Genomic DNA, 26634 nt, shown 5'->3' on the forward strand with positions numbered 1-26634 from the left:
CAATGGACGCGCACTTGACGGTCCGGCTACTGAAGCGGTTCACTGAAGCGATTAACTGATGCGGTTCAGTAACCGCGTACAGCGGTTTTCCGCCGCACCCGACGACAGAACGGAAAGGAGCGAACCCGTGTCCTCCGAGGTCCTGCCCCGCACCGCGGAACTGCCCGGCCTGCCCGGCCGCACCCTCGACAAGCGCGAGCTGCGGGAGCTGGTCGACGACCTCGCCGACCGCCCCGGGCTGTGGCGCCCGCACGTCGCGTTCCCCGAGGGCCGCCGCCACTACGCCTCCCTCCACCGGGACGAGCACGTCGACGTATGGCTGCTCTGCTGGACGCCGGACAACGACACCGGATGGCACGACCACGACATCTCGTCGGGCGCCGTCCGCGTCGTCGCCGGCGCGATCGAGGAGAGCAACCCGCGCATGGGCGGCGACCCCGTGCGCACCGTGGTCAAGGAGGGCGAGTCGTTCTGCTTCGGCCCCGACCACATCCACCGGCTCACCGGGGTGGAGGACGCGAGCGTGTCGATCCACGCCTACTCGCCGCCGCTGTGGCGCCTCGGCCAGTACTCCGTCGACGAGTCGGGAGTGATGCGCCGCATGCCGGTCAGCTACACCGACGAGCTGCGGCCGCCGGGGGACCCGGCCTGACGGGGCGTTCCGGGCTTGAGCCCTCTGCCGGGCCCGGCCGGGGGGATCCGGGCCCGGCAGAGGGACGGGTCCGGCCGGAGCCCGCTCACACCGGCCGGACGCCCACACTCCCTTCAGCGCCCCCGCTCCCCGGAGCGTCACACCGTGATGCCTGCGCGGCGGTCCCGGAGCGGCGGGCCAGCCAGTGGTCGCTCACGGCGCATACGGCGATGATGACGGCGAAGCAGACGCTCAGGCCCCGCAGGAGGCCCGCTTCGTAGTACTCGTCCGTCAGCAGGCGGAGTGCCGCGTAACCCGCCGCGCCTCCGGCGAGCAGGGCGAGGAGGGCCTGGGCGGCCCACAGGGCGAGGCGGGCCCGCCCGAGGCCGAAGAGCGCCTCGCGGAGGGCGCACGCGGCGGCGCCGAGAAGGACGGCGAAGGCCGCCGCCGCCGCGAGGAGCGGGATGCCGAAGTTGACCCCGTAGCGGACGGCCAGCGCCGGGACGAAGAACAGGAGCAGCGCCCATCTCAAGCCGCTGACGACCGACGTGAGCGCGGCGCCTGCTTCGCCGTCCGGCAGGCGGGACGAGGCGGCGCGCGCGCCCACGAGAGCGCACAGGGCCACGACCGCGCCCGGCAGGCGTCCGCCGGCATGGCCCAGGTTGTAGAGCAGGGCGGTGTCGTAGACGAACAGGACGAGGTGCCCCAGCGCCCACACGGACACGGCGAAGAGGAGCATCTGCGCGAACGAGGCGCGCACGGGGCCGTCGTCCTCCTGCCTGGCCAGCCACTGGAGGAGCAGAGGAGTGAGCACGGCGGAGCAGGCCCGGATCACGATGTCGTCCACCGTGTAGGGGTTGCGCAGGTCCCACTCGACCGCGCAGAAGACGAACGTGTAGGAGAACGACGCCGCCCACACCAGCCATGAGGTCGCCAGGCGCCGGTACAGGCCGCGATCCAGCCAGCGGAGGACCGTCACGTAGGCGAGCAGGCCGAACGGCAGTTCAAAGAAGGCCTGCACCCGCAGGAGGGACGGCGCGAGCAGTCCGGGCATCGGGAAGTGCCCGGCCAGGTCGCGCATGGCCCGGCCGTCCGCCAGCGCGAAATACCCCTCCGGCAGGTACTTCGCGATGAAGGACGTGTCCCCGCCGTGGACGCGCAGTATGTACACGGTGAAGAGCACCTGGTTCACGTACACGAGGCCGACGATCAGCGCCAGGAACGTCTCCGGGCGTGCCCAGCGACGCGCCCGGCGGCCCGCACCCGGTCCGGGCGCGCGCCGCGCCGCCCGCGGTGCGGCCACGAGGCTCAGCAGTGTCGAGACCAGGACCGCACCGTTGACCATGATCGCCAAAAATAGCGGTTCGCGCCCCGCGCCCGCAGCGGCTCCGGCGGCGCGAACGGGCGCGGGACGTAAAACGCGTCGCGCCCCCGTCACGGGCGGCGGATCAGTAAGATGCGGGGTGCATCCCCTGGAACGTTTGGGTGGTCTTCCATGAGATCTTGCCGCGCCCGACGCGGCGCGGCGACTCTGGTGCTGTGCCTGAGCCTGGTGGCGGTCCTCACGGCCACCGGCTGCTCCGTGCTCGCGGGCTCGGTGCACAAGCCGGCCGCGGCGGACGGCCCGGGGAGCGGCGCGGGCGGGGACGGCGGGTCCCGCAAGGCGCCGTCCGTGGTGATGTTCCTCGGCGACAGCTACACCGTCGGCGACCGGGGCGTCCAGCCGGAGACGACGTACGCGGCCGCGACGGCGCGGCTGCTCGGCTGGCAGGTCGTCATCGGCGGGCGCGCGGGCACCGGGTTCGTCGCGCAGGGCCGCGGGAGGGAGCCGTTCCTCCGGCTGTTCGAGAGCCAGCTCGGCTGGCGGCCCGCGCCCGACATGCTGATCGTGTCCGGCGGCCACAACGACTGGCGGTACCCGGCGCCGCAGGTCGCGGCGGCGGCGCACCTGCTGCTGGAACGCGTCCGGCAGCGCTGGCCCGGCACCCACATCGTGCTGCTCGGGCCGCTGTGGGGAACGGGCGCCCCGGTTCCCGGGGCGATCGCCGTGCGAGACGCGCTGAAGAATCTCGCCGGTCGGCTCGCCATCCCGTTCGTCGACCCGATCGGCGAGCAGTGGATCACCGGTGACCGGCTGACGGGCACCGGCAACGCGGCGCGGCTCATCAAGAAGGACCGCACCCATCCGAACCCGGCGGGCCACCGGTACGTGGCGACCCGCCTGGCCGCGGACGTGAAGCGGCTGGGCCTCGCCCACCCGGCCCGGAAGGGCTGAGCGTCAGCCGGCGGGCCGGGCGAGGGTCAGGGAGAAGTCCCCGGCCCGGTCGGTCCAGAACTCGGCGATCTCCATGCCGGCGGCGGCGAGCTCGGCGCCGAGGCGGTCCCGGCGGAACTTGGCGGAGATCTCGGTGCGCATCTCCTCCCCCGCCGCGAACGACACCTCCAGGTCGAGCCCGCCGACGCGGACGTCCTGGTCGCGGACGGACCGCAGCCGCATCTCGATCCACTCCTCCGCCTCGTTCCAGACGGCGACGTGCTCGAACGCGTCCGGGTCGAAGTCGGCGCCCAGCTCGCGGTTGATGACGTACAGGACGTTGCGGTTGAACTCGGCGGTGATCCCCGCCGCGTCGTCGTAGGCGCGGACGAGGCGCCCCGCGTCCTTGACCAGGTCGGCGCCGAGCAGGAGGAAGCCGCCGTCGTCCATCGTGGCGCGGACGCCGCCGAGGAAGCCGATCCGCTCGGCGGGCGGCATGTTGCCGATCGTCCCGCCGAGGAAGGCGACGAGCCGCCGCTCGCCGCCGGGCAGGAGCGGCAGGTGCTGCTCGTAGTCGGCGACGACGGCGCGCACGGCGAGGCCCGGGTGGTCGGCGGCGATCCCGGCGGCGGCCTCGTCGAGGAAGTCGCCGCTCACGTCCACCGGCACGTACGTGCGGAGGGTGCCGGAGAGGGCGTCGAGCAGCAGGCGGGTCTTCTCCCCCGACCCGGCGCCCAGTTCCAGGAGCGTCCGCGCGCCGGTGGCCGCGGCGACGTCCGGCGCGTGCGCGGCGAGGATCTCCCGCTCGCGCCGGGTCGGGTAGTACTCCTCCAGCTTGGTGATCTTCTCGAAGAGCGCGCTGCCGCGCTCATCGTAGAACCACTTGGGCGGCAGGGTCTTCGGGGTGCCGGCGAGCCCCTCCCGGACGTCCCGGCGGAGCGTCTTGGCGAGGTCGTCGGCGGTCAGGAACCGGTCCACGTGGTTCTCCTCAGCGGTTTCGGTCGTCACAGGGGATCGATGCGGACGCCGGGGCCGGGCCCGGCGGTGACGAGGGAGCGGTCGGGTACGCGCCGCCAGCCCGGGGCGTCGTCGAGCGGCTCGGACGCGATCCGGACGGCGCCGGCGTCCTCCCGGACGAACAGGGAGTCCCCCCAGGTGGTGGCGGCCAGCGACGCGCCGTCGGAGGCGAGCAGGTTGTAGCGGCCGGGGGCGAGCGCGGTGACCGCGGCGACGGCGGCGGCGAGGCCGTCGCCGAGCGGCAGGCCGTCCCGCCAGTACCGGGCGGCGAGCGCGAACAGCGGCGCCGAGTCGACGGGCGCGCGGGCGTCCGGCGTCTCCGCGATGTCCCCGGCGAGTTCGCGGAGCTTGGCCTCGATGCCGGCGTAGCCCTCGATCCTGCCGTTGTGGCTGAACAGCCGGCGGCCGGCGCGGAACGGCTGGGCGCACGACTCGTCCACGGGGAACCCGGGCGTCGCCGACCGGATCGCCGCGACCGCGCAGGAGGCGCGGACGGCTCCGGCGACCTCGCGGAACGACTGGTCGGTCCAGATCGGCTGGGCGCGGCGGAACCGCACGGGCTCGCCGCCGTGGTACCAGCCGACGCCGAACCCGTCCGCGTTCAGCAGGTTGCCCTGCGTCATGCGGGGCGCGTACGCCTGGGTCTCCAGCGAGTGCTCGCCGTCGTAGATGAGCGAGTGAAGGGTCTGCTCAGGCCCCAGGTAGCCGAGGTGGCGGCACATTCAGCGCTCCTCCCCCGCCGACCGCGCGCAGCGGAACCCGGAGAAGATCTGCCTGCGGATGGGGTAGTCCCAGTTGCGGAACGATCCGCGGATGGCGAGCGGGTGCGTCGCCCACGAACCGCCCCTCAGCACCTTGTAGTCGGGGCCGAAGAAGACCTCCGAGTACTCCCGGTACGGGAACGAGCGGAAGCCGGGGTAGCCGCGGAAGTCGGACGACGTCCACTCCCACACGTCCCCCAGAAGGCGCCTGACCCCGTAGGCGGACGCACCCGACGGGTAGGAGCCGGCCTCGGAGGGACGCAGCATGCGCTGCCCGAGATTGGCGCGGCCCTCCTCGTACACCTCGCCCCACGGGTAGCGCCTTGAGCGCTGCGCGTCCGGATCCCAGCGGGCGGCCTTCTCCCATTCGGCCTCGGTCGGCAGCCGCTTGCCGGCCCACCGCGCGTAGGCGTCGGCTTCGTACCAGCACACGTGCTGGACGGGTTCGCGGGGCGGGACGGGTTCGGTCCGTCCGAAGCGGCGCCGTACCCATTGGTCCCCTTCCCGAGTCCAGAAGGCGGGGGCGCGCTTGCCCGTGCGGGTGCGCCACTCCCACCCGGCTGGGTCCCACCAACGAGGGTCGTCGTAGCCGCCGGCCTCCATGAAGGCGAGGTAGGCGGCGTTGGACACCGGCTCCACGTCGATGTAGTACGCGGGCAGGTCGACGAGATGCACAGGACGCTCGTTGTCGTACGCCCATGGGTCGTCCGATGTGCCCATCTGGAACGGACCCGCCTCGATCAGCACCTCGTCGGCCCCGAGTGCCCCGGCGGGCTTCTGCATGGGCTCGGCCACCGGGTCGAGCAGAGCGGGGGCGCCCTTCCGCAGCTGATGCGTGGCGAGCATGGTCTCGTCGTGCATGTGCTCGTGCTGCACGACCATCCCGTACACGAACCCGCCCGAGGTCAGCGGATCCGCCGTGTCGAACCGCGCCGACGCCAGCGCGTCGAGCACCTTGGCGCGGACCGTCCCGATGTAGGAGCGGGCCTCGTCCGGCGGCAGCAGCGGCAGCGACGGCCGCTCGGAGCGCGGATGCTCGAACGCGTCGTACAGGCCGTCTATCTCCGGGCGCATCGCCTCCTGGCCCGCCGCCGCGCGCAGCAGCCACAGCTCCTCGTAGTTGCCGACGTGGGCGAGGTCCCACACGAGCGGCGACATCAGCGGCGACACCTGGGTGGTGAGGTCGTTCTCGGCGAGGACGTCGGTGGTGAGGCCGAGGCTGCGGTCGCGCACCGCGCCCAGCTCGCCGGCGATCAGCTCCTTCAGCGCGTCCTCGTCGTGCACGTCGAGCGGGCCCGGGGAGTTCGTCAGGGCCATGTCGGGTCCTCCTGGGAGGGAATCGGAGACGGGGGATCGTCGGCCGGGCTGCGGCCCCGCTCGACGTACCGGTGGACGTACTCCTCGACCAGCGGGACGAGCCCGGCCCCGGCGAGCCGCGGCAGCGCGTCGAGCGCGGCGGTGAAGCAGGCCAGCGCGGCGGCGGCGAGCGGCGCGTCGGACAGCCCGTCGCGGGCGGCCTCGGCCCACCGGCCGGCGACCGGTTCGGCGGCCGCCTCGGCGGCCCGGGACGCGGCCGGGTCGTCCAGCAGCGCGGTCGCGACGGCGACGGGGACCGGCCAGTACCGGCCCGGCGGCGCGTCGATCATCCGCAGCTCCAGCCAGCCGCGCGGCCGCACCGGCGGGAACAGCGTGGACAGGTGGTAGGCGAGGTCGTCCTCGCCGGGCTCGCCCTTGTCGAGCCATTCCAGGAACGACATGCCCGGGTCGGACACCCACTCGCCCTCCGCCGTCTGGACGAGCATGACCTTGGCGTCGAGCGCGTACCGCGTCCACGCCTCCGCCGGGTCGCCGTCCGCGCCCGGTCGCAGGACCGGCAGCGTGCGGCACGGGTCCAGCTCGGTCCAGATCGCCTGGCGGGACGAGCGCGACCCGGTGCGGCGGCCGGCCCGCAGCGGCGAGTTGGCGAACGCGGCGACCAGCACCGGCCCGAGCGCGTGCGCCAGCCGCCAGCGGCGGGACGCGTCCGGGTCGTCGGCGCCGATGTCCAGGTTCACCTGGACGGACGCGGTCGAGCACATCATCGCGAGGCCCGCGTCCGGGAAGCCGCCGGCGCGGAAGTAGTCGCGCATGCACGCGTAGCGGGGGTGGTCGGCCTGGAACCGGGGGCCGCGGACCGGGTCGACCCCGTGCCCGGCGAGCGCGAGCCCGTCCGCGCCGAGCACCGCGCGGACGTGCGCGATGTCCCGGCCGAGCGCGGCGTGCAGCGCGCCGAGCCCGCGGAACGGCGCGGAGCTGAGCTCCAGCTGCCCGCCCGGCTCATAGGTGATCTTGCTGCCGCCGGCCGGCGGGCCGGCGGACTCGACCAGCGCGCGCACCCGCCCGGCGGGGACGTGCGCGGCGCTGTCGGCGGTGTCGACCACGAACCATTCGGTCTCCGCGCCCACCGTCCCGGGCGGGCCGGTCTTGAAGCAGACACCGCGAATGTGCTGGTAGACACCATCAACCGTCAGACGGGTCACCGTTGACTCCTCGCGTAAATCGACAGCGAGTTCGAATCCTTCCCTGCTGAACCGCATCAGGAATCCGCCGATTTTCAGGAACTTCGCCGAATCTCCGCGAACATCACCGTTCGCAGATGTCCCGACTACCTTCCGTGCTATTCGACGGGCCGTCCGACCTCGGACTTCTCAGCCGCGGACCCGAGGCGCTAGAGTCCGGTTGATCAGCGATATGCACGATTTGTCAGCCGAGCAGTGAGGCGGACGAGCCGGACGGGAGCGGAGGGCACATGCGCGGGGACCTGGGCTCGCTCTACGACGCGCACGCCGACCGCCTGTACGCGTACTGCTGGTCGCTCGTCGGCGACCAGCTCGCGGCGGCGGCCGTCGGCGACACGTTCACCGCGGCGGTGCACCAGCCGCCGCGCGGCGAAAGCGTGCTGTGGCTGTACTCGCTCTCCCGGACGGCCTGCGCCGAGCGGGGCGCCTTCACCGGGGAGCTCGCCGCCCGCGGCGGGACGCTGTTCACGGGCGCCGACCCGATGCTGCGCGCCGCCGCCGCGCTGCGCTCCGACCACCGCGAGGTCCTGCTGCTGTGGGCGGGCGAATGGCTCGAACCCCACGACATCGCCCGGGTCCTCGGCATCGCGCCCGACACGGTCGCGCAGCTGGTCGCCGCCGCGCGGACGCGGCTGGAGCGTGCCGTCATCGACATCCTCATGCGCGGCACGGCCGGGCCGCAGCCCGAGGTGATCGCCGCGTTCGAGAAGGGCCGGCTGCCGCAGCTGCTGGCCCGCCGCGCGCCCGCGCACGCGCCCGGCTGGCTGCGCGACCGCGTGCTCGCCGCCTGCGCGCAGGAGGCCACCCGGGAGCTGCCCAGCGTCATCGCGCCGAGCCCGCTCGTGGTGATCGGCTCCGAGCGGCGCGAGCGCCCGAAGCGCGGCGTCTCGGGCGGCCTGTCCAAGGGCCTCGGCGCCGCCGCGGGCGTCGCCGCGTCGGCGGCCGCGGTCATCGGCCTGCTCGCCACCTGGCCGGCGGCCAAGGGCGGCGGCAGCGCCTCGATGGTCCCGTCGGCGAGCGAGGGCCAGACGCACCCGGCGTCCGCGAAGACCACCGGCGTGCCGCGGAACCCGCTGCCCGGCCTCACCGGCTCCGAGCGGGCGGGCGGCTCGCCGACCGCGTCCGAGAACCCGGTCGGCAGCGCCTTCGACGACCCGCCGCAGCCGGCGGGCGGCTCCCCGGCGCGGCCCGCCCCGCCCGCGTCCACCGCGCCGGGCACCCCGTCGCCGGAGAAGAAGCCCGCGACGGACACGCCGACGCGGCCGCAGGAGCCGACCGCTCCGCCGGACGAGTCGCCGACCGCTCCCCCGGCGACGGCGTCGCCGTCCGACCCCGCGACGCCGCCGGACGACGGTTCGGCGTCGCCCACCGCGCCGCCGACGGACACCCCGTCGTCCCCGCCGGTGGAGGACTCCGGGACGCCGAGCCCCAGCCCCACCTCGAACCCGGCCCCGGAGCCGGGGCAGGGCTGACCGGGGTCAGGTCTCCGCGGCCGGTTCCGGCGGGGCGATCTCCGGGGCCGCGGGCACGCCGCCGCGGCGGCGCTCCAGCAGCAGGAGCAGCCCGCCGATCAGCGCGCCGGCGAGCATCGCGGTCAGGTGCCCGACGGCGGCGATCTGCAGCGCGAGCAGGCCGTCCAGCAGCACGGGCGCGAGCGCGCACAGGCCGGCGAGCGCGAGCAGTCGGCGCACCCGCCCGCGCCCGTACAGGAACGCCGCGACGAGCGCCGCGCACAGCACGTAGGACGGGCCGACGTCGGGGATCGTGCGGATGGAGTCCGACAGGAGGCCGGCCTCCAGCCGCACGAGCGCGATGCCCTGGCTGACGAGGGTGCCGAGGACGTGCGAGGCGGCGACGAGCACGACCGCCCGCAGGTTCCCGAACCGCCGGGCGAGCGGGAACAGCCCGACCGCCGCCGCGACCAGCAGCACGCCCTGCGCCCCTTCGGCGACGAACGCCGACGCGACCATCGTCCCGACGGGGTTGACCGCGAGGTTGGACAGGTTCGTGCTGGCCCAGGCGATCAGGGCGTGCCGGGCGCCCGGCGGCAGCACGAGGACCTGCACCAGCCACACGACCGCGAACAGCCCCAGGAACGTCAGCGGCATCGCGTACCGCTTCGCGAACGCGCCCATCACACCGGCAGCCTAACCCGGCCCGGTCAGGCGGCCGCGGCTCCGTCCACCGGGGTGTTGCCGCGCCGCACGAGCAGGGCCGCGAGGACCGCGGCGAGCGCGACCGCCGCCGCGACGGTGAGGGACTCCTGGAAGCCGTCCATGAACGCGAGGTGGCTTCCGGTGGTGATGGCGTCCGCGGCCGGGTCCGGCGTGCCGGGCGGGACGGGCGCGACGCCCTGCGACACGAGCCCGCCCGCGCCTTCGAGCCGATGCGCCGCCGGCGCCGGGACCCCCGCGTCGGTCAGCCGCCCGAACAGCACGTCGCCGACCTTGGTGGACAGCAGCACGCCGAGCACCGAGGTGCCGAGGACGCCGCCGACCTGCGAGGCGGTCTGCTGCAGGCCGCCCGCGACGCCCGCGAGGTGCGCGGGCGCGTTGCCCACGATGGCCTCCGTCCCGGCGACGATGATCATCCCGAACGCCAGGCCGACCAGCACGAACCACGGCCAGAGCTGCACGTAGGGGGCCTCCACCCCGATGCGGGACAGGCCGAACATGGCGACCGCGGTGAACACCATCCCGAGGACGAGCGGCGGGCGCGGGCCGAACCGGCTGGTCAGCGCGCCCGCGATCGGGGACGCGACGATGAACACGCCGGTCATCGGCAGCATCCGGACGCCGGCGTCCACCGGGCTCATCCCGTGGACCTGCTGCAGGTAGAGGGTGATGAAGAAGATCGTCCCGAACATCGCGAAGAAGCCGAGGACGATGAGCCCGGTCGCCGCCGACAGCGACACCGAGCGGAACAGCCCGAGCGGCAGCAGCGGGCGCTCGACCCGCAGCTCGTTCCATACGAATGCGGCGAACAGCACGGCGGACACGGCGAACGACACCAGCGGGACGGCGTCCCCGAACCCGTCCTCGCCGGCCTTGATGAGGCCCCAGACCAGGGCGAACAGCGCGCCGGTGAGCAGCGCGACGCCGGGCAGGTCGAACGAGCCGGCGCCCTCCTCGTCGCGCGACTCGCGGATCACCCACAGGCCGACCAGCAGCGCGACCACGCCGAGCGGGGCGTTGAGGAAGAACACCGACTCCCAGTTGACGTTCTCGACCAGCAGCCCGGCGACGATCGGCCCGCCCGCGATCGAGATGCCGACCGTGGAGCCCCAGATGCCGATCGCGGCGTTCAGCCGCTCGGCGGGGAAGGTGTTGCGCAGGATGGCGAGGCTGGCGGGCTGCAGCAGCGCGCCCGCGAAGCCCTGCAGCACGCGCCAGAAGATCACCATGCCGAGCCCGCCGGACAGCCCGATGAGCAGCGACGACACGGCGAACCCGAGCACGCCGGCGAGGAACGTGCGCTTGCGCCCGAACCGGTCGGCGATCTTCCCGGCGGGGATCAGCGTGACGGCCAGCGCCAGCAGGTAGGCGTTGGTCACCCACTGCAGGCCGGACAGGCTCGCGCCGAGGTCCGCGGCGATCGCGGGGTTGGCGATGGACACGACGGTCGCGTCCAGGCCGACCATCATCACGCCGAGCGCGACGGCGACGAGGGTGAGCCAGGGATGGCCGTGGCCCGGTCTCGACGGCCGCCCGCGCGCCTTGCCGCGCGGCGGGACGTTGACGGCGCCGGGCTCGAGGATGTCGGCGCCCTGCGAATGACTCATGTTTTCGAACCTCCGGATCGGCAGGGCTTCAAAGTGTCATGTGATGACACTTGTCGTCAACTGCCTGAGATCATCCGGAGACAGAATTCAGCTTATGACGGAATTCATCCGCTGCCACTTGGCGCGCGTTCACCCGGTGGTTACACTGCGCCCATGACCGCGACCGCCCCCGAGACCGGCACGTCCGGTCCCGGACCCCAGCCCCCGGGCAGGCGCGAACGCAAGAAGCAGCGCACCCGTGAGGCGCTCATCGACGCCGCGTTCACCCTCTTCGCCGAGAAGGGGTTCGACGCGACCACCGTCGAGGAGATCGCCGACGCCGTGGACGTCTCGTCCCGCACGTTCTTCCGCTACTTCGCCTCGAAGGAGGACGTCGCCCTCACCTTCCAGGAGGAGCAGGTCCGGGCCGTGACGGAGATGCTGGCCGCCCGGCCGCCAGACGAGCCGATCATGACCGCGCTGCGCCGCACCGTGGTGGAGATCGCCCGCGCCTGCGAGGCGGGCGAGCTCGGCTTCGACCCCGGCCGCTTCCAGTGCATGCTGTCCATGGTGAAGGACAGCCCCACCCTGCTGGCGGGCAGCCTGGAGCACGCGCAGCGCAAGCAGGCGCTGCTGACCGAGGTCGTCGCGCGGCGGATGGGCCTCGACCCCGACGCCGACCTGCGCCCGCACGTCGTCGCCGCCGCGGCCCACTGCGGCTTCCAGGCCGCCGCCGACGCCGCCGACCGCATGGGCGGCACGTTCGGCTCGCTCTCCGAGGCGGTCGACCAGGCGTTCGCCCTGCTGGAGAAGGGCCTGAACGAGCCCGTGCGGCCGGCGGAGTGAGCGGGCCCGCCGCGAAGGCCGCCTGAGCGGCGCCTCCCGCGGGACCCGCGGCGCCCGGTGTGGCGCGGGGCGGCGGGGGTAGGGCCGCGGCATGGCACTGAAGCACCCCCGCGCCGACCGGGAGGGCGGCCGCGACCTGGAGATCAACCCGATCTTCAGCCGGGAGCCGCTGACGATCCCCCGGTACGCGCTGCCCGCCGGCGAGCTCGACCCCGGCACCGCGTACCAGATCGTCCACGACGAGCTGATGCTGGACGGCAACGCCCGGCTGAACCTCGCGACGTTCGTGTCGACGTGGGCGGAGCCGGAGGCGGCGCGGCTGATGGCCGAGTGCGCCGACAAGAACATGATCGACAAGGACGAGTACCCGCGCACCGCCGAGCTGGAGGCGCGCTGCGTGCACATGCTCGCCCGGCTCTGGCACGCCCCGGACCCGCGCCGCGCGGTGGGCTGCTCGACGACCGGGTCCAGCGAGGCGGCGATGCTCGGCGGCCTCGCGCTGAAGCGCCGCTGGCGGGCGCGGCGGCGGGCCGCGGGGAGGCCGGCGGACCGGCCCAACCTCGTCATGGGCGTCAACGTGCAGATCTGCTGGGAGAAGTTCGCGAACTACTTCGAGGTCGAGCCCCGCTACGTGCCGATGGAGGGCGAGCGCTACCACCTCGGCGCGCGGGAGGCCGTCGAGCTGTGCGACGAGAACACCATCGGCGTCGTCGCCGTCCTCGGGTCCACGTTCGACGGGAGCTACGAACCCGTCGCCGAGATCGCGGCCGCGCTCGACGACCTGGAGGAGCGCACCGGCCTGGACGTGCCGGTCCACGTGGACGGCGCGTCCGGCGCGATGGTGGCGCCGTTCCTCGACCCGGACCTGGCCTGGGACTTCCGGCTGCCGCGGGTCGCGTCCATCAACACGTCCGGCCACAAGTACGGGCTGGTCATGCCGGGCGTGGGCTGGGCGCTCTGGCGGGACGAGGACGCCCTGCCGGACGACCTCGTCTTCCGCGTCAACTACCTCGGCGGGGACATGCCGACGTTCGCGCTGAACTTCTCCCGCCCCGGCGCGCAGGTCGTCGCCCAGTACTACAACTTCCTGCGGCTCGGCTTCGACGGGTACCGCCGCGTCCAGCGGACGTGCCGGGACGTCGCGACCCGGCTGGCCGCCGAGATCGGGCGGCTCGGCCCGTTCGACCCGCTCACCGGCGGCTCCGGCATCCCCGCGTTCGCGTTCCGGGTGCGCGAGGACGTCCGCGCGTTCACGGTGTTCGACGTGTCGGCCGCGCTGCGCGAGTCGGGGTGGCTCGTCCCCGCCTACACCTTCCCGGAGAACCGCACCGACCTCGCCGTCCTGCGCGTGGTGGTGCGCAACGGCTTCGGGCACGACCTCGCCGACCTGTTCCTGGACGACCTGCGCCGCGTCCTGCGCCGGCTGGAGGCCCAGCGCGGACCCCGGCGGAGCCCGGACGAGGCGACCGGCTTCGCCCACGGCGCCGAGCCGAAGAGGACCCGGCCGGGCGGGCGCTGACGGTCAGCGCGGGGCGCGCGGGAGGCCGAGGCCGATCATGGCGATCAGCTCGCGCTGGATCTCGTTGACGCCGCCGCCGAACGTGAGCACCAGCGCGCCCTTGGCGAGCCGGTCGGCCGACGCCATGAAGTCCGCCGTCTCCGGGTCGGCGGGGTCGCCGTAGCGGGCGAGGACGTCGCCGACGATGCGGCCGACCTCCTGCATCCGCTCCGAGGAGTAGATCTTCGTGGCGGACGCGTCGGCCGCGCCGAGCCAGCCGAGGTCCTGGTTCGCGGCGACCTGCCAGTTGAGGATCTCGTTGACGCGGAGGTAGGCGTGCACCCGGGCGAGCGCCCGGCGGACGGCGGGCTCCTCGATCAGCGGCCGCCCGTCCCGGCCGGGGGTCTCGCGGGCCCAGCGCTCGAACCGGATGCGCGTGTGGCCGATGTTGCCGGCCGGGCCGAGCGTGACCCGCTCGTGGTTGAGCTGGTTGACGATGAGGTCCCAGCCCTTGTTCTCCTCGCCGATCAGCATGTCGGCCGGGACGCGGACGTCCTGGAAGTACGTCGAGTTGGTGTGGTGCGCGCCGTCCATCGTGATGATCGGCGTCCAGGAGAAGCCGGGGTCCTTGCAGTCCACGATGAACATCGAGATGCCCTTGTGCTTCTTCGCGGACGGGTCGGTGCGGGCCGCGAGCCACACGTAGTCGGCGTAGTGCGCGCCGGACGTGAAGATCTTCTGGCCGTTCACGACGTAGTGGTCGCCGTCCCGCACCGCGGTGGTGCGCAGCGCGGCGAGGTCGGTGCCGGCGCCCGGCTCGCTGTAGCCGATCGCGAAGTGGCACTCCCCCGCGAGGATCCGCGGGATGAAGAACTCCTTGTGCGCCTCCGACCCGTACTGCAGGATCGTCGGCGCGACCGAGTTCAGCGTGATCAGCGGGTAGGTGACCTCGGCGCGCGCGATCTCGTTCGCGAAGATCGTCTGCTCGACGGGGCCGTAGCCGCGGCCGCCGTACTCCTTCGGCAGCGCGACGCCGAGCATCCCGTCCCGGCCGAGGCGCCTGCAGTGCTCCATGTAGGCGGGGCCGAACGGGTCGGCGGCGATGGCGGCGCGCTGCTCGGCGGTCAGGCAGTTCTCGAAGTACTCGCGCAGCTCGGCGCGCAGCCTCTTCTGCTCGTCGGTCAGGTCGATGAACATTCAGTCCTCCTGGGCGATGAGCGCGCCGAGCGCGTCGAGCCGGTCTTCCGCGCCGCCGAGAAGGTGCCCGCAGTGCTTGCCCCAGGCGAAGTAGCGGTGCAGCGGGTAGGTGACGTCCAGGCCGATGCCGCCGTGCAGGTGCTGGCAGGTGTAGAGGGCCCTGATGACGGGGTCGCACGCGTTGTAGGACGCGACGGTGAGGACCTCCTCGGCGTCGTCCGCGCCCTGCGCGAGCCGCCAGACGCCCGCCCAGACGGCGACGTCCAGCGCGCGCTTGGCGATGTAGACGTCGCCGATCTGCATCGTGACGGCCTGGAACTGCGCGAGCGCCCGGTCGAACTGCTCGCGGGTCTTGGTGTACTCCTTGGTCAGTTCGAGCGCGCCCTCGATGACGCCGGAGGAGATCGCGACCGCGCCGGCGACGGCCGAGCGGCGCAGGGTGTCCCAGGCGGCGCCGTCGGCCGCGCCGCCGAGCAGCGCGCCGGCGCCGGCCCTCGCGCCGTCCAGCGCCACGCGCGACAGCGGCTCGCCGGTCGCCGACGGCTGCGCGGTGATCGTCACGGCGGACGGCTCGACGAGGAAGACCCCGACGCCCTCGCCCTCGACGCGGGCGGGCACGAGGATCAGCGACGCCTCCCGCGCATACGGGACGAACGTCTTCACGCCGTCGAGGACGTAGCCGCCGCCGTCTCTGCGGGCCGTCGCCGCGACCTCGCCCGCCGGGCCGGGCTCGCGGTACGCGCCGGTCAGGATCGTCGCGCCCTCGGTCAGCGGGGCGAGCAGGGCGCGCTGCTCCGCCGTCCCGTGCGCGGCGATCGGGACCGCCGCGAGCGCCAGCGACGCGTACACCGGGACGGGGGCGACGTGCCGGCCGACCTCCCGCAGGATCACCGCCAGCTCGACCGGGCCGAGCCCGGCGCCGCCCAAGTCCTCCGGCAGGACGATCCCCAGCAGGCCCGCCTCGGCGAGGGCCTTCCAGGCGGCCTCGTCGTAGGGGGCGCCGCTCTTCTCGAACGCCTCCAGCCGCTCCTGCGCGGCCTCGCGCGCGAGCACTCCGGCGGCGAGGCCCTTGATCTCCTGCTGGGTCTCGTCCAGGTTGAAGTCCACTCATCCGCTCCCTTCCAGGAGGTGCAGCCGGCCGCGCCGTCCGAACCCGGCCCGCGGGCCGGGCCGGTCGTCCGCTCTCGCCTCCAGTAGCGCCGCGACGCTCGTCATGCCCACCTCCCGGGACGCGCCCACGGCGAAAAAGTAGAACAGATTCTACTCAGTGTCCAGAGACCGGCCGGTGCGCGCGGCCAACCCGAATCCGCTGGCTTGTCAGGGTCCAGCGCCGGGTAAGAGTGCACTGGAGGCGGCCGTCATCGGCAAATCAGATAACACGTTCTCGCGAAGCGGTACGCTTGGGGGGACGCGCCGGGCGACCGGGCCCGCACAGAAGGGATGGCGACCGTGACCGCAGAGCCGACAGTGACCGGGGACGAGACCCGGAGTCAGCCGGCGGGACAGGCGGCCGGGCAGGGCGTGCGCTCCCGCAGCCAGCACCAACGGCGCAAGCGTATCGTCCAGGCGGCCGCGGCGCTCGCGTCTCGCGGCGGGATCGAGGCGATGCAGATGCGCACCGTCTCCGAGCGGGCCGGGGTCGCGCTCGGCACGCTCTACCGCTACTTCCCGTCCAAGATGGACCTGGTCGTCGCCGTCGTCAGCGAGGAGCTCGACCTCCTCGAAGGCAGCATCGAGCGCCGCCCGCCCCGCGGCGGCTCCGCGCCCGAGCGGGCGGTCGAGGTGCTGATGCGCGCCACCCGCGGCCTCATGCGCGAGCCCGAGCTGGCGGAGGCGCTGATCCGCTCCCTGCTCCTGTCGGACATCAAGACCGACTTCGGCGAGCGGATGAGCGGGCTGCTGCTGCGCGCCGCGTCCGGCCCGCCGGAGGACATCCCCGCCGACGACCCGCGCCGCCTGGTGTCCCGCGCGCTGTCCGGCATCTGGACCATGGAGATGATCGAGATGCTGCGCGGCAACGCCACCATCGAGGAGATCCAGTCCCGCCTGGAGATCACCGCGGCGCGCCTGCTCATCGACCCCTGACGCGCGGGGCGCCGGGGTCGCTTTCCCCGATGGCGCGGCACCTTTCGCACTAGCCTTGACCCGACAGAGCCGGGACGAAGAAGGTGTGCCAGTGACCGAGCAGGAACCGATCCTCAGCGACGGGGTCATCATCGAGTTCATCGATGGCAAGGACGTCCCCGTCCAGCACAAGGATTTCGGTGAGCGGGCCGTCGTGATGCGCGACGCCAAGAACCCCGAGGGGCCGATCCTCTACTTCACCGAGGCCGAGTGGGACGCCTTCATCGCGGGCGTCAAGGACGGCGAGTTCGACGACCTCCTGGAGGAGGATCCCACCGAGGCTTCCTGACCTGCCCGCGGCGACGCCCCCGGCCGCGTGCCGGGGGCGTTCCGTTTTCCGGCGCGGTCAGGGGTGCGACGGCTGCACGACCAGCGGGGCCGGGCGGTAGCGGACGAAGGCGGAGGAGTCGAGAGAGAGGGACGCGGCCGCCTTGTTGAGGGACTCGGCGGACGTGCCGGGCCAGTGGCGGGTCTTCACGCGCTTCTCCAGTGCCTGGAGGGACGCCACGTATTCGGACGCGGTGAAGTTGCAGTGGCCGATCCGGTGCACGTACGCCTGGCGCAGCAGCGGGGTCCGGCGGGCGGCGCGGACGGCCGCGGCGTACTCGTTCTCGTGCTCGACGGGGACGAGCTGGTCGGAGATCGTGTGGATGGTGAGGGTCGGGACGGCCAAGCGCCCGGTGGGCTCCGAGGTGCGGGTCATCCAGGCGAGGGGGCCGGGCTCGACCCGTTTGTCCGCGGTCGCGGTGAGCTCGGCGAGGTCGGCCTTCAGATTCAGGCCGGCCTGCCGGTAGAGGGTCTTGACCTGGCCCAGGTTGGCGGACCGTCGGAGCAGGCGCGCGTAGTCCAGCCCCTTGTTCCATGCGCTGTCGCCGCCGGCGGCCTGCTCGATCGAGTACCGGCCGCTGAAGATGAAGCCCAGGACGCCCGAGGTGAGCCACTGGTACTGCTGGACTTCCCGGGCCGCGGCGTCGCGGCGGGGCGGCGGGGCGTCGCCCGAGAACCAGGACGACTGGTTGAGGAACGCCGAGGCGAGGGCGATGCGGGCACGGCCCGCCGGGGTGGCCTGGGCGTCGTTCACGGCCTGGGCGAGCTGGGCGCCGGCGACGATGCCGTCGAGGGCCGACGTGTAGCCGGTGAGCCGGATGTCCTGGGACGGGGCGAGGAGCGTCGCGATGGCGTGGCCCGCGTTGAGCTGGTAGTTGTTCAGGTCGACGCCGCCGCCGACGATGCCGCAGGTGGTGAGGACGCCGTCCACGGCGCGGGTCTCGGCGAGCTCGGCGCTGACGAGGCCGCCCATGGACTGGCCGAGCGCGAGGGTGGTGCGCGGCCTTCCGATGATCTTCGAGACGGCCGCGCCGGTCGCGATCTGGTCGCGGACGGCGCTGCCCAGCGCCCAGAGGGAGCCGTCCGGGTCGTAGGACGAGCCGGCGAGCGCGTAGCCGCGGTCGAGCAGCGCCTGCCCGGCGGCCTCGCTCGGGCGGTTCGCGGGGGCGAGCGACCCGAAGCCGTGGCTGAACAGGATGAGCGTGCCGTTCCACCGCGCGGGGACGTCGGCGATCCAGGTGGCGCCGTCGGGGAGGGTTCCGGTGTAGTGCGCGGGGTCCGCGGACGCGTGGGCGGCCGCCGGTACGAGGGCCGCGGGCAGCGCCAGCACGGCGGCGAGCGCACCTGCCTGGAGTCGTTTCATGGGGGTTCCTCCGGGGCCGGTTGCTTGCGTAACGCCTGATAAACGGGCGTCATGATTTTGTCGAGCATTCCGGGAGGCGGACGAGGAGATCGGTGGTGGGGTGCTCAGAATGTAGGCAGATTTCTGGCGGCGGTCAATGCTCTGCCGAATGTTGGGTGAGGGCGTCCCAGCGGGCGGAAAGCTCCCGCATCCCGTCCGGGGTCAGGTCGCCGAGGAGGCGCAGGCGGGCGAGGCCGCCGTCCGGGTGGATGTCCAGCCGGACGTGCGTGACCTCCGGCGATGTCAGGCGGAACCGGTGCCGGGTGTCGGGCAGGAGACCGGTCCGGGGCAGCAGGGGGCGCCACGCGCCGCGGGCGGCGGTGCGGGCGTCGAGGCCCTGCAGCTCGGCGGCGGCGGGCGCGTTGAACTTCAGGTTGGCGGTGTCGATCTCGGCGAGCCTGATGACGCCGGGCGCGGCGAGCCGGATCACCGCCCAGTCGTGGCCGCCGTCGCGGCGGCGGGCCGTCTCCCAGCCTTCGGCCTGGTTGCGGGCGAGGCCGGGGAACAGCATGTTGTCGGGCGAGGAGTAGAACTCGTCCGAGCACTCGACGACGCGGGCGCCGTTCTCCAGGGCGGCCAGGTCGACGGTCAGGCCGGCCAGGACGCGGGGATCGGGGACGACGTCGCCGTGGACGCGGAGCCGGGCGATGCCGCCGTCCGGGAACATGTTCAGCCGGACGTGCGTGAACAGGCGCTCGGCCCGCACCGGGAAGCGGTGCGCGGTGTTCCCCTTCAGCGGGCTCTCCGGGACGATCTCCACCCAGTCGGCGCCGGAGAGGTCGGCGGGGTAGCCGTCCACGGCGCACGCCTCGACGGACGCGCGCGGCGGGTAGTTGCCCGTGAACCACGCCGTGTCGATCACGACGCCGCGGACGACGCCGGGCATGCCGAGCCTGATCAGCGCCCAGTCGTGGCCGCCGCCGCGGCGGCGGGCCGTCTCCCAGCCGTCGTACACCTGCCCCTTCGGCCCGAAGGTCTCCGGGGAGAACGCCGGCGCCCACGGGTTGATCAGGTTCTCCTTCTCGGCGAAGGACTCGTCGCTCGCGGCGACGACCGACCCGCCGAGGGTGCGGACGGCCAGGTCGGGCAGGGACGTGAACTCGGTCATCGCGCCTCCCGGGCGAGCAGCCGGCCCGCGGGCCGCTCTCCGGCGGGGACGCCGCGCAGCCACGTGCCCCGGACGGCGCCGGTCAGCGTCCGGCCCCCGTACGGGGTGACGGGGTGCCGGTGGTGGAGGGCCGCCGGGTCGACGGTGAACGTCTCGTCCGGCGCGAAGGCGACCAGGTCGGCGTCGTTGCCGACGGCGAGGCCGCCCTTGCCGGGGACGGCGGCCAGGGCCGCGGGAGCCTCCGACATCCAGCGGACGACCTCGGCCAGGCCGTGCCCGCGCTCGCGCGCGGCCGTCCACACGACGGAGAGCCCCAGCTGGAGGGACGAGATGCCGCCCCACGCGGTCGCGAAGCCGCCGCGTTTCAGCTCGGGCGTGCACGGCGAGTGGTCGGTGACGACGCACGAGATCACGCCCGACGCCAGCCCCTGCCAGAGCAGTTCGCGGTTGGCGGCGTCGCGGACGGGCGGGCAGCACTTGTACGCGGTCGCCGCGGAGGTCTGGTGGGCGGGGACGTCCTCGGCGGAGAGGGTCAGGTAGTGCGGGCAGGTCTCCGCGGTGACCGGGATCCCGTCCGCCTGCGCCTCCGCGAGGACCTCCAGGCAGCCGGCGGCGGACAGGTGCAGGATGTGGGCGCGCACGCCGGTCTCCTCCGCGAGCCGGACGACCCGCTCGACGGCCCGCCGCTCGGCGGCCGGGGGCCGCGACGCCAGGAACTCCGGGTACCCGCCGCCGGACGGCGCGCTCAGCGCGGCCGGGTCCTCGGCGTGGACGACGACCAGCCCGCCGAACGCGGCGATCTCCCGGAACGCCGCCCGCATCTCCGCGGGCGCGAGCGGCGGGAACTCCGGGACGCCCGAGTCGGACGCGAAGCACTTGAACCCGAAGACGCCGAGGTCGTGCAGGGGGCGCAGGGACGCCGCGTTACCCGGGACCGCGCCGCCCCAGAACCCGACGTCCACGGCGCACGCGCCCTCCGCGGCCTCCCGCTTGGCGGCGAGCGCGGCCGGGTCGACGGTCGGCGGCAGCGAGTTGAGCGGCATGTCGATGAGCGCGGTGACGCCGCCGGCCGCGGCGGCGCGCGTCGCGGTGGCGAACCCCTCCCATTCGGTGCGGCCGGGCTCGTTGACGTGGACGTGCGTGTCGACCAGGCCGGGCAGCAGCGCGACGTCTCCGAGGTCGACCGACTCGGCCGCCCGGGCGTCGGTCCGGTAACCGGAGATCGCGGTGATGCGGCCGCCGCGGACGGAGACGGCGGCGGGGCGCTCGCCGTCCGGCAGCACGGCCCGGCGGGACCGGATCAGGAGGTCGTCCACGCGAACTCCTCCGAAGACGGGCCCTGCGGCACGTATTCGAGCGAGATCCGCCCGCCGTACCCGATCTCGTCGAGGACGGCGAAGACGCGGTCGAAGTCGATGGCGCCGGTGCCGGGACGCCCGCGCCCGGGCGCGTCGGCGATCTGGACGTGTCCGATGTCGGCGGCGTGGTCCCGCGCGGCCCTCTCCAGGTCGTCGCCGTTCGCGGCCAGGTGGAAGGTGTCGTACAGGAATCGGACGTTCCGGGCGCCCCGCGCGCGGACGCGCCCCAGCACCTCGGCGACGTCGGCGGCCGTCTCCAGCGGGTACGCGCCGTTGAGCCCGCGCGCCAGCGGCTCGACCAGCAGCGTCCCGCCGAACTCGGCGACCCGCCCGGCGGCGTGGACGAGCCGCTCGGCCGCCACCCGGTCCTGGTCGGCCGGGTCGGCGCCGTCGAGCCGCTGCCCGTAGAGGGCGTTGAACGACCGGGTGCCCAGGCGCCCGGCGATCCGGACCAGCACGTCGAGGCCGCGGTGGAACTCCTCACCGCGGGACGGATCGGACAGCACACCGCGATCCCCCGCCGCCATGTCGCCCGCGTAGAGGTTGAGCGCGGCGAGCCGCACCCCGGCGTCCTCGATCGCCGCGCAGAACGCGCCGACGTCCGCGTCGGCCGGCGCCGGCTCGCCGTTCCACGGCCACCAGAACTCGACCTCCTCGAACCCCGCCGCCCGCGCCGCCGCCGGCCGCTCCAGAAGCGGCAGCTCGGTGAACAGGATCGAGCAGTTGACCACGAACCGGCGCGTCATGGCTCCCCTCGGACGATGTGCTCGGGGCGGACGGGGACGCGCGTGAGGGGGCGGCCGGTGGCGGCGCGGATCGCGGCGACGATCGCCGGGGTGGAGGAGAGCGTCGGCGGCTCGCCGGCGCCGCGGAGGCCGTAGGGGGCCTCGGGGTCGGGGTTCTCCAGGATCTCCAGCCGCATGGGCGGCATGTCGAGGATGGTGGGGATCAGGTAGTCGGTGAACGACGGGTTGCGGACGAGTCCGTCCGACACGACGATCTCCTCCATCACGGCGAGGCCGAGTCCCTGCGCGGAGCCGCCGTGGATCTGGCCCTCCAGCGACAGCCGGTTGATGATCCTACCGACGTCCTGCACGGCGGCCAGCTCGACGACCTTGACGAGCCCGAGGTCGACGTCCACGTCGACGACGGCCCGGTGGACGCACAGGGCGAGCTGGGTGTGGCTGCGGCCCTGCCCGGTGACCGGGTCCATCCGCGCGGTGGGGCGGTGGTGGTATTCGCGGGTCTCCTCGATGACCTCGGAGCCGAGGACGTCCTCGACGGCGCCGAGCACGCCGGCCGCCCGCGAGACGATCTTCCCGCCGGCGACGTCGAGGTCGCCGCGGCCGTAGCGGCGCTCCGCGAGCGCGAGGAGCCGGGCCCGCACCGCCTCGCAGGCCGCCTTCACCGCGCCGCCCGTCATGTACGTCTGGCGGGACGCGCTGGACGAGCCCGCGTCGCCGACCCCGTTGTCCGCCGGGGCGATCGTGACCTTCTGGACGCCCAGCTCCGTCCGCGCGACCTGCGCCTGGACCGTGACGAGCCCCTGCCCGACCTCGGCCGCGGCCGTGTGGACGAGCGCCGTGGCCTCCCCGCCGATGACCTCCAGCCGGACGCGGGCCGTGGACATGTCGTCGAAGCCCTCGGAGAAGCAGATGTTCTTGATCCCGACGCCGTAGCCGACGCCGCGCACGACGCCCTCGCCGTGCGTCGTCTGCGACACGCCGCCGGGCAGGTTCCGGAGGTCGGCCGGGTCCGCCTCGGCGGGCATGGGCATCGCCTCAAGGCGGGTCAGCATCTCGGCGAGCGGCGCCGGCGACTCGATGACCTGGCCCGTCGCGAGCCTCGACCCCTGCGTGACGGCGTTGCGGCGGCGGATCTCCAGCGGGCCGAGGCCGCATGCGTCGCCGAGCCTGTCCATCATCGACTCGTAGGCGAAGCACGCCTGCACGGCGCCGAACCCGCGCATCGCCCCGCACGGAGGGTTGTTGGTGTAGACGCCGTACGCGTCGATCCTGATGTTGGGGATCTCGTACGGCCCGACGCCCAGCGAGGCCGCGTTGCCGACCACGTTGATGGTGGACGACGTGTAGGCGCCGCCGTCCAGGATGATCTCGACGTCGGCGTAGAGCAGCCGGCCGTCGGCCGCGGCGCCGTACTCGTACCGCATCTTGGCGGGATGCCGGTGCACGTGCCCGAAGAACGACTCGTACCGGTTGTACGACATCTTCACGGGCCTGCCGGTGTGCAGGGCGAGCATGCCCGCGTGGATCTGCATCGACAGGTCCTCGCGCCCGCCGAACGCGCCGCCGACGCCCGCGAGCGTCATGTGCACCTGGTCCTCGGCGAGGCCCAGGCAGGGCGCGATCTGCTTGAGGTCGTTGTGGATCCACTGGGTGGAGACGTACAGGTCGACGCCGCCGTCCTCCGACGGGATCGCCAGGCCCGACTCGGGGCCGAGGAACGCCTGGTCCTGGATGCCCACCTCGTACTCGCCGGTGACGACCACGCCGGCGCCGGGCTTCGCGGCGTCCACGTCCCCGACGCGGACGGGCTGGTACCGGGTGATGCCGCCCCGGTCCTGCACCTTCAGCCGCTCGGGGTCGGCGATCACGGCGCGCGGATCGGTGACCGGCTCCAGCACCTCGTACTCGACGGCGATCCGCTGCATCGCCCGGCGCGCGGTCTCCGGATGGTCGGCGGCGACCAGCGCGACGGGTTCGCCCTGGTAGCGGACCTGGTCGATCGCGAGGACGGGCTGGTCCTCGGTGTGGTCGATGCCGAACATCTTGCGGCCCGGCACGTCCTCGTGGGTCAGGACGGCCCGGACGCCGGGCAGCGCCAGCGCCGGCCCGATGTCGACCGACCGGATGAGCGCCCTGGGGTGCGGGCTGCGCAGCGTCGCGCCCCACAGCATGCCGTCCATCCACAGGTCCGACGCGTAGGCGAACTCGCCCGCGACCTTGAGGACGCCGTCCGGGCGCAGCGGGCTCTCCCCGACCCCGCCGATGCCCGGCGCGGCCACGTGCCCCGGGCTCTTCGCCGGGGACGCCCTGTCCAGCGGGGACGTCATCAGAGCACCTCCTCCGCGAGCCGCATGAGGCGGCGGTGGGCGGCCGCGCCGCGCCGCGCGGCCTCGTCCTGCGGGACGGTCACGAGGGCGTCGTCGTCCACGACGGTGCGCCCGCCGACGACGAGGCGCCGCAGCGGCGGGGTCGGGCCGAACGCGAACGCCACGACCGGGTCGTCGATCGCCGCCTGGAAGCCGTCCATCCGCCACAGCGCGACGTCGGCGAGCCTGCCGGGTTCGAGGGAGCCGAGCTCGTCCTCGCGGCCGAGGCAGCGGGCGCCGCCGAGCGTCGCCATCTCCAGCGCCTGGCGGGCGGTGAGGGAGGCCGGGCCGTAGCGGGCGCGCTGCATGTAGAGGGCCTGGCGCAGCTCCCCCGCGAGCGGGACGAGCTCCGCGGACGCCGAGCCGTCCACGCCGAGCCCGACCGCCGCGCCCTCCGCGAGCAGGTCCGACACGCGGGCGATCCCGGCGCCGAGGCGGGCGTTCGAGCTGGGGCAGTGCGCGGTGCCGGTGCGGGTCTCGGCGAGCCGCTTGACGTCGGTGTCGTGCAGGTGGACGCAGTGCGCGAGCCACACGTCGGGGCCGAGCCAGCCCATCGAGTCCATGTACTCGGTGGGCGTCATGCCGAACTGCTCCCGCGTGTGCTCCTCCTCGTCCAGCGTCTCCGCGAGGTGGGTGTGCAGGCGGACGCCCCTGTCGCGCGCGAGCCGCGCCGACTCGACCAGCAGGTCGCGGCTGACGGAGAACGGCGAGCAGGGGGCGACGGCGATCCGCAGCATCGAGCCGGGCGACGGGTCGTGGTACCGGTCGATCGCCTCCTCGGTGACGGCGAGGACCGTGTCGAGGTCCTCGACGACCTCGTCCGGCGGGAGCCCGCCCCGCGACTCGCCGCGGTCCATCGAGCCGCGGCACGGGTGGAAGCGGACGCCGATCTCGCGCGCCGCCTCGATCTCGGCCGCGAACAGGTCGCCGCGCCCGCGCGGGAACAGGTAGTGGTGGTCGGTGGACGTGGTGCAGCCCGACTTGGCGAGCCAGCCCAGCCCGGCGGTCGCCGCGCCCGCGACGACCTCGGCGTCCATCTTCGACCAGGGCTTGTAGAGGGTGGTGAGCCACTCGAACAGCGTCCCGTCGGTGACCATGCCCTGGCTCGCCCACTGGTACAGGTGGTGGTGGGTGTTGACCAGGCCGGGGGTGGCGAGGCAGCCGCGCGCGTCGACGCGGTCGGGGTCGCCGGCCGCGGCGGCCGGGGCCGGCCCCGGGCCGACGGCCGCGATGCGGTCGCCGTCGATGACGATGTGGCCGTCCGGGTACTCGTCCCCGGAGACGGTGGCGACGTGCGCGTGCTCGATGATCATTCGGCGGCCTTCCGGCGGGCGGCGAGCCGCACCGCGTCCAGGATCTTCTCGTAGCCGGTGCAGCGGCACAGGTTCCCGGCGAGCGCCTCGCGGATCTCCGCGTCCGACGGCGCCGGGTTCCGCTCCAGCAGGTCGTGCGACTGGACGATCAGGCCGGGCGTGCAGAACCCGCACTGCACGGCGCCCGCCTCCACGAACGCCTCCTGGACGGGGTCGAGGCGCTGCTCGCCGTCCGCGGCGGGCGGGCCCCCGGCGAGGCCCTCGACGGTGACGACGTCGCGGCCCTCGGCCTGGCCCGCCGCGACCAGGCACGCGCACACCGGCACGCCGTCCAGGTAGACGGTGCAGGAGCCGCATTCGCCCTGTTCGCAGGCGTTCTTCGAGCCGGGGAGGCCCATCCGCTCGCGCAGCATGTAGAGGAGGCTCTCGCCCTCCCACACGTCGTCCACGGCCTCCGCCGCGCCGTTCACGGTGACGTTCACGCGCATCAGGACGCCCTCCTTCCGGACGCTCCGGTCCTGTAGTCGTCCCAGGCCCAGGCCAGCGTGCGGCGCGCCATCACGGAGAGGGCGTGCCTGCGGTAGCCGCCGGTGCCCCGGACGTCGTCGATCGGGGACGCGGCCTCCGCGACCAGTTCCCCGAACCGCCGCCCGGCGGCCTCGGAGAGGGGGCGGCGGCCCTCCCAGTCGAGCTCGTGCGAGATGAAGGTCTCGGCCTCGGCGGCGCGGCGGGGCGTGGGCGCGGCGGAGCCGAGGCCGGTGCCGGCGCGGCACTCCTCCGGGTGGAGGGCGAGCGCGAACGAGCAGACGGCGATCACCATCGCGTTCCTGGTGCCGATCTTGGAGAAGTACTGGGGGCCGGACGCGGGGACCGTCCAGAACGCGCGGATCAGCTCGTCCGGGGCGAGTGCGTTGCGCTTGACGCCGGTGAAGAAGGCGGCGGCGGGGATCATCCGGACGCCGCGCGCCGCCGACTCGACCTCGATGACGGCGTCCCCGGCCAGCAGCGGCGGATGGGCGTCCCCGGCGGGCGACGCGGCGCCGAGGTTGCCGCCGACCGTGCCGCGGTTGCGGATCTGCGGCGAGCCGACCGTGCGGGACGCCTGCGCGAGCCCCGGCAGGCGCCCGCCGAGCTCGGTGATCAGGCGCGCGTAGGTGACGCCGGCGCCGACGCGGAGCCGCCCGTCGGCCATGTCCCATTCGGCGAGGGAGCCGATGCGGGTCAGGTCGAGCAGCGCCTCGGGCCGGTCCCGGTCGAAGTTGATCTCGACCATGACGTCGGTGCCGCCCTGCACGGGCCGCGCGCCCGGCCGCCGCGCCTTGGCGTCGAGCGCGTCCTCCCAGGTCGGCGGTCGCAGGAAGTCCATGT

General features: G+C 74.0%; 24 protein-coding genes. 7 read left to right on the top strand and 17 right to left on the bottom strand.

Annotation, left to right across the window (positions count from 1 at the left end):
• Nucleotides 1–127: 127 nt before the first annotated feature.
• On the top strand, nucleotides 128–652 hold the full coding sequence (locus ACIWVC_RS01985; RefSeq protein ID WP_396447356.1) for a cysteine dioxygenase: 525 nt from the start codon (nucleotides 128–130) through the stop codon (nucleotides 650–652).
• An 85-nt stretch (nucleotides 653–737) separates the two neighbouring features.
• On the opposite strand, the gene ACIWVC_RS01990 is transcribed toward ACIWVC_RS01985, so the two are convergent.
• Nucleotides 738–1976 (bottom strand): hypothetical protein, encoded by a 1239-nt coding sequence (locus ACIWVC_RS01990; RefSeq protein ID WP_396453737.1) that lies wholly within the window; start codon nucleotides 1974–1976, stop codon nucleotides 738–740.
• 150 nt (nucleotides 1977–2126) lie between these two features.
• Here ACIWVC_RS01990 and ACIWVC_RS01995 point away from each other — a divergent pair, with 150 nt between their 5' ends.
• Nucleotides 2127–2906 carry an SGNH/GDSL hydrolase family protein gene (locus tag ACIWVC_RS01995; RefSeq protein WP_396447354.1) on the top strand — a complete coding sequence of 260 codons (780 nt, stop codon included), beginning with the start codon at nucleotides 2127–2129 and terminating at the stop codon, nucleotides 2904–2906.
• A 3-nt stretch (nucleotides 2907–2909) separates the two neighbouring features.
• On the opposite strand, the gene egtD is transcribed toward ACIWVC_RS01995, so the two are convergent.
• From egtD to egtA, 4 genes are read right to left on the bottom strand one after another with little or no spacing between them, the layout of a single operon-like run.
• Nucleotides 2910–3863 (bottom strand): L-histidine N(alpha)-methyltransferase, encoded by a 954-nt coding sequence (egtD, locus tag ACIWVC_RS02000; RefSeq protein WP_396447353.1) that lies wholly within the window; start codon nucleotides 3861–3863, stop codon nucleotides 2910–2912.
• Nucleotides 3864–3889: 26 nt separating this feature from the next.
• On the bottom strand, nucleotides 3890–4624 hold the full coding sequence (gene egtC, locus ACIWVC_RS02005) for an ergothioneine biosynthesis protein EgtC (protein WP_396447352.1): 735 nt from the start codon (nucleotides 4622–4624) through the stop codon (nucleotides 3890–3892).
• On the bottom strand, nucleotides 4625–5980 hold the full coding sequence (gene egtB, locus ACIWVC_RS02010) for an ergothioneine biosynthesis protein EgtB (RefSeq protein ID WP_396447351.1): 1356 nt from the start codon (nucleotides 5978–5980) through the stop codon (nucleotides 4625–4627).
• The gene (egtA, locus tag ACIWVC_RS02015; protein ID WP_396447350.1) at nucleotides 5971–7182 is read right to left on the bottom strand and encodes an ergothioneine biosynthesis glutamate--cysteine ligase EgtA; all 1212 of its coding nucleotides are present in this window, start codon (nucleotides 7180–7182) and stop codon (nucleotides 5971–5973) included. Before egtA ends, egtB begins: the two co-directional genes overlap by 10 nt.
• A 269-nt stretch (nucleotides 7183–7451) precedes the next feature.
• On the opposite strand from egtA, the gene ACIWVC_RS02020 reads away from it, so the two are divergent.
• Nucleotides 7452–8693 carry a hypothetical protein gene (locus ACIWVC_RS02020; protein WP_396447349.1) on the top strand — a complete coding sequence of 414 codons (1242 nt, stop codon included), beginning with the start codon at nucleotides 7452–7454 and terminating at the stop codon, nucleotides 8691–8693.
• A gap of 6 nt (nucleotides 8694–8699) precedes the next feature.
• Here the strand turns inward: ACIWVC_RS02020 and ACIWVC_RS02025 are convergent, their stop codons facing one another.
• Both ACIWVC_RS02025 and ACIWVC_RS02030 read right to left on the bottom strand, forming a co-directional pair.
• Entirely contained in the window at nucleotides 8700–9356 is a 657-nt protein-coding gene (locus ACIWVC_RS02025; protein ID WP_396447348.1) for a rhomboid-like protein, read from the bottom strand.
• Nucleotides 9357–9382: 26 nt separating this feature from the next.
• Complete coding sequence (locus ACIWVC_RS02030) at nucleotides 9383–11002, bottom strand: MFS transporter (protein WP_396447347.1); 1620 nt, start codon at nucleotides 11000–11002, stop codon at nucleotides 9383–9385.
• A 153-nt stretch (nucleotides 11003–11155) separates the two neighbouring features.
• Between ACIWVC_RS02030 and ACIWVC_RS02035 the strand changes: the two genes are divergently transcribed.
• Nucleotides 11156–11827 (top strand): TetR family transcriptional regulator, encoded by a 672-nt coding sequence (locus ACIWVC_RS02035; RefSeq protein ID WP_396447346.1) that lies wholly within the window; start codon nucleotides 11156–11158, stop codon nucleotides 11825–11827.
• 91 nt (nucleotides 11828–11918) lie between these two features.
• Nucleotides 11919–13346 carry a glutamate decarboxylase gene (locus ACIWVC_RS02040; protein WP_396447345.1) on the top strand — a complete coding sequence of 476 codons (1428 nt, stop codon included), beginning with the start codon at nucleotides 11919–11921 and terminating at the stop codon, nucleotides 13344–13346.
• 3 nt (nucleotides 13347–13349) lie between these two features.
• Here the strand turns inward: ACIWVC_RS02040 and ACIWVC_RS02045 are convergent, their stop codons facing one another.
• Both ACIWVC_RS02045 and ACIWVC_RS02050 read right to left on the bottom strand, forming a co-directional pair.
• Nucleotides 13350–14522, bottom strand: coding sequence for an acyl-CoA dehydrogenase family protein (locus ACIWVC_RS02045; RefSeq protein ID WP_396447344.1), 1173 nt, complete (start codon nucleotides 14520–14522; stop codon nucleotides 13350–13352).
• On the bottom strand, nucleotides 14523–15629 hold the full coding sequence (locus ACIWVC_RS02050) for an acyl-CoA dehydrogenase family protein (protein ID WP_396447343.1): 1107 nt from the start codon (nucleotides 15627–15629) through the stop codon (nucleotides 14523–14525).
• Between the two features lie 498 nt (nucleotides 15630–16127).
• Between ACIWVC_RS02050 and ACIWVC_RS02055 the strand changes: the two genes are divergently transcribed.
• Both ACIWVC_RS02055 and ACIWVC_RS02060 read left to right on the top strand, forming a co-directional pair.
• A complete protein-coding gene (locus ACIWVC_RS02055; protein WP_396453738.1) occupies nucleotides 16128–16607 on the top strand; it encodes a TetR family transcriptional regulator in 480 nt (159 codons plus the stop codon).
• A gap of 91 nt (nucleotides 16608–16698) precedes the next feature.
• The gene (locus ACIWVC_RS02060; protein ID WP_396447341.1) at nucleotides 16699–16935 is read left to right on the top strand and encodes a DUF397 domain-containing protein; all 237 of its coding nucleotides are present in this window, start codon (nucleotides 16699–16701) and stop codon (nucleotides 16933–16935) included.
• Between the two features lie 57 nt (nucleotides 16936–16992).
• On the opposite strand, the gene ACIWVC_RS02065 is transcribed toward ACIWVC_RS02060, so the two are convergent.
• From ACIWVC_RS02065 to ACIWVC_RS02100, 8 genes are all read right to left on the bottom strand, one after another.
• Complete coding sequence (locus ACIWVC_RS02065) at nucleotides 16993–18336, bottom strand: hypothetical protein (protein WP_396447340.1); 1344 nt, start codon at nucleotides 18334–18336, stop codon at nucleotides 16993–16995.
• A 133-nt stretch (nucleotides 18337–18469) separates the two neighbouring features.
• Nucleotides 18470–19483, bottom strand: a complete 1014-nt coding sequence (alc, locus tag ACIWVC_RS02070) for an allantoicase (protein ID WP_396447339.1) — start codon at nucleotides 19481–19483, stop codon at nucleotides 18470–18472.
• Nucleotides 19480–20799: an allantoinase AllB gene (allB, locus tag ACIWVC_RS02075; protein WP_396447338.1), complete on the bottom strand. Its 1320-nt coding sequence runs from the start codon at nucleotides 20797–20799 to the stop codon at nucleotides 19480–19482. The genes alc and allB overlap by 4 nt, the downstream gene beginning before the upstream one ends.
• Nucleotides 20784–21587: a hydroxypyruvate isomerase family protein gene (locus ACIWVC_RS02080; RefSeq protein ID WP_396447337.1), complete on the bottom strand. Its 804-nt coding sequence runs from the start codon at nucleotides 21585–21587 to the stop codon at nucleotides 20784–20786. Before ACIWVC_RS02080 ends, allB begins: the two co-directional genes overlap by 16 nt.
• Nucleotides 21584–23914 carry a xanthine dehydrogenase subunit D gene (pucD, locus tag ACIWVC_RS02085; RefSeq protein ID WP_396447336.1) on the bottom strand — a complete coding sequence of 777 codons (2331 nt, stop codon included), beginning with the start codon at nucleotides 23912–23914 and terminating at the stop codon, nucleotides 21584–21586. The genes ACIWVC_RS02080 and pucD overlap by 4 nt, the downstream gene beginning before the upstream one ends.
• Nucleotides 23914–25266, bottom strand: a complete 1353-nt coding sequence (locus ACIWVC_RS02090; protein WP_396447335.1) for an 8-oxoguanine deaminase — start codon at nucleotides 25264–25266, stop codon at nucleotides 23914–23916. The genes pucD and ACIWVC_RS02090 overlap by 1 nt, the downstream gene beginning before the upstream one ends.
• Entirely contained in the window at nucleotides 25263–25754 is a 492-nt protein-coding gene (locus ACIWVC_RS02095; protein WP_396447334.1) for a (2Fe-2S)-binding protein, read from the bottom strand. Before ACIWVC_RS02095 ends, ACIWVC_RS02090 begins: the two co-directional genes overlap by 4 nt.
• A complete protein-coding gene (locus ACIWVC_RS02100; protein ID WP_396447333.1) occupies nucleotides 25754–26632 on the bottom strand; it encodes an FAD binding domain-containing protein in 879 nt (292 codons plus the stop codon). The genes ACIWVC_RS02095 and ACIWVC_RS02100 overlap by 1 nt, the downstream gene beginning before the upstream one ends.
• Nucleotides 26633–26634 lie beyond the last annotated feature (2 nt).

Origin of the sequence: Actinomadura sp. (assembly GCF_044508335.1) — a bacterium.
Taxonomy (GTDB): Bacteria; Actinomycetota; Actinomycetes; order Streptosporangiales; family Streptosporangiaceae; genus Spirillospora.

Excerpts from the sequence above, each read along its gene's own strand:
- ACIWVC_RS01990 (WP_396453737.1), bottom strand. The coding sequence starts at position 1,976 with ATGGTCAACGGTGCGGTCCTGGTCTCGACACTGCTGAGCCTCGTGGCC.
- ACIWVC_RS01995 (WP_396447354.1), top strand. The coding sequence starts at position 2,127 with ATGAGATCTTGCCGCGCCCGACGCGGCGCGGCGACTCTGGTGCTGTGC.
- egtC (WP_396447352.1), bottom strand. The coding sequence starts at position 4,624 with ATGTGCCGCCACCTCGGCTACCTGGGGCCTGAGCAGACCCTTCACTCG.
- egtB (WP_396447351.1), bottom strand. The coding sequence starts at position 5,980 with ATGGCCCTGACGAACTCCCCGGGCCCGCTCGACGTGCACGACGAGGAC.
- ACIWVC_RS02020 (WP_396447349.1), top strand. The coding sequence starts at position 7,452 with ATGCGCGGGGACCTGGGCTCGCTCTACGACGCGCACGCCGACCGCCTG.
- ACIWVC_RS02025 (WP_396447348.1), bottom strand. The coding sequence starts at position 9,356 with ATGGGCGCGTTCGCGAAGCGGTACGCGATGCCGCTGACGTTCCTGGGG.
- ACIWVC_RS02030 (WP_396447347.1), bottom strand. The coding sequence starts at position 11,002 with ATGAGTCATTCGCAGGGCGCCGACATCCTCGAGCCCGGCGCCGTCAAC.
- ACIWVC_RS02035 (WP_396447346.1), top strand. The coding sequence starts at position 11,156 with ATGACCGCGACCGCCCCCGAGACCGGCACGTCCGGTCCCGGACCCCAG.
- ACIWVC_RS02040 (WP_396447345.1), top strand. The coding sequence starts at position 11,919 with ATGGCACTGAAGCACCCCCGCGCCGACCGGGAGGGCGGCCGCGACCTG.
- ACIWVC_RS02045 (WP_396447344.1), bottom strand. The coding sequence starts at position 14,522 with ATGTTCATCGACCTGACCGACGAGCAGAAGAGGCTGCGCGCCGAGCTG.
- ACIWVC_RS02055 (WP_396453738.1), top strand. The coding sequence starts at position 16,128 with ATGCAGATGCGCACCGTCTCCGAGCGGGCCGGGGTCGCGCTCGGCACG.
- ACIWVC_RS02065 (WP_396447340.1), bottom strand. The coding sequence starts at position 18,336 with ATGAAACGACTCCAGGCAGGTGCGCTCGCCGCCGTGCTGGCGCTGCCC.
- alc (WP_396447339.1), bottom strand. The coding sequence starts at position 19,483 with ATGACCGAGTTCACGTCCCTGCCCGACCTGGCCGTCCGCACCCTCGGC.
- ACIWVC_RS02080 (WP_396447337.1), bottom strand. The coding sequence starts at position 21,587 with ATGACGCGCCGGTTCGTGGTCAACTGCTCGATCCTGTTCACCGAGCTG.
- pucD (WP_396447336.1), bottom strand. The coding sequence starts at position 23,914 with ATGACGTCCCCGCTGGACAGGGCGTCCCCGGCGAAGAGCCCGGGGCAC.
- ACIWVC_RS02090 (WP_396447335.1), bottom strand. The coding sequence starts at position 25,266 with ATGATCATCGAGCACGCGCACGTCGCCACCGTCTCCGGGGACGAGTAC.
- ACIWVC_RS02095 (WP_396447334.1), bottom strand. The coding sequence starts at position 25,754 with ATGCGCGTGAACGTCACCGTGAACGGCGCGGCGGAGGCCGTGGACGAC.
- ACIWVC_RS02100 (WP_396447333.1), bottom strand. The coding sequence starts at position 26,632 with ATGGACTTCCTGCGACCGCCGACCTGGGAGGACGCGCTCGACGCCAAG.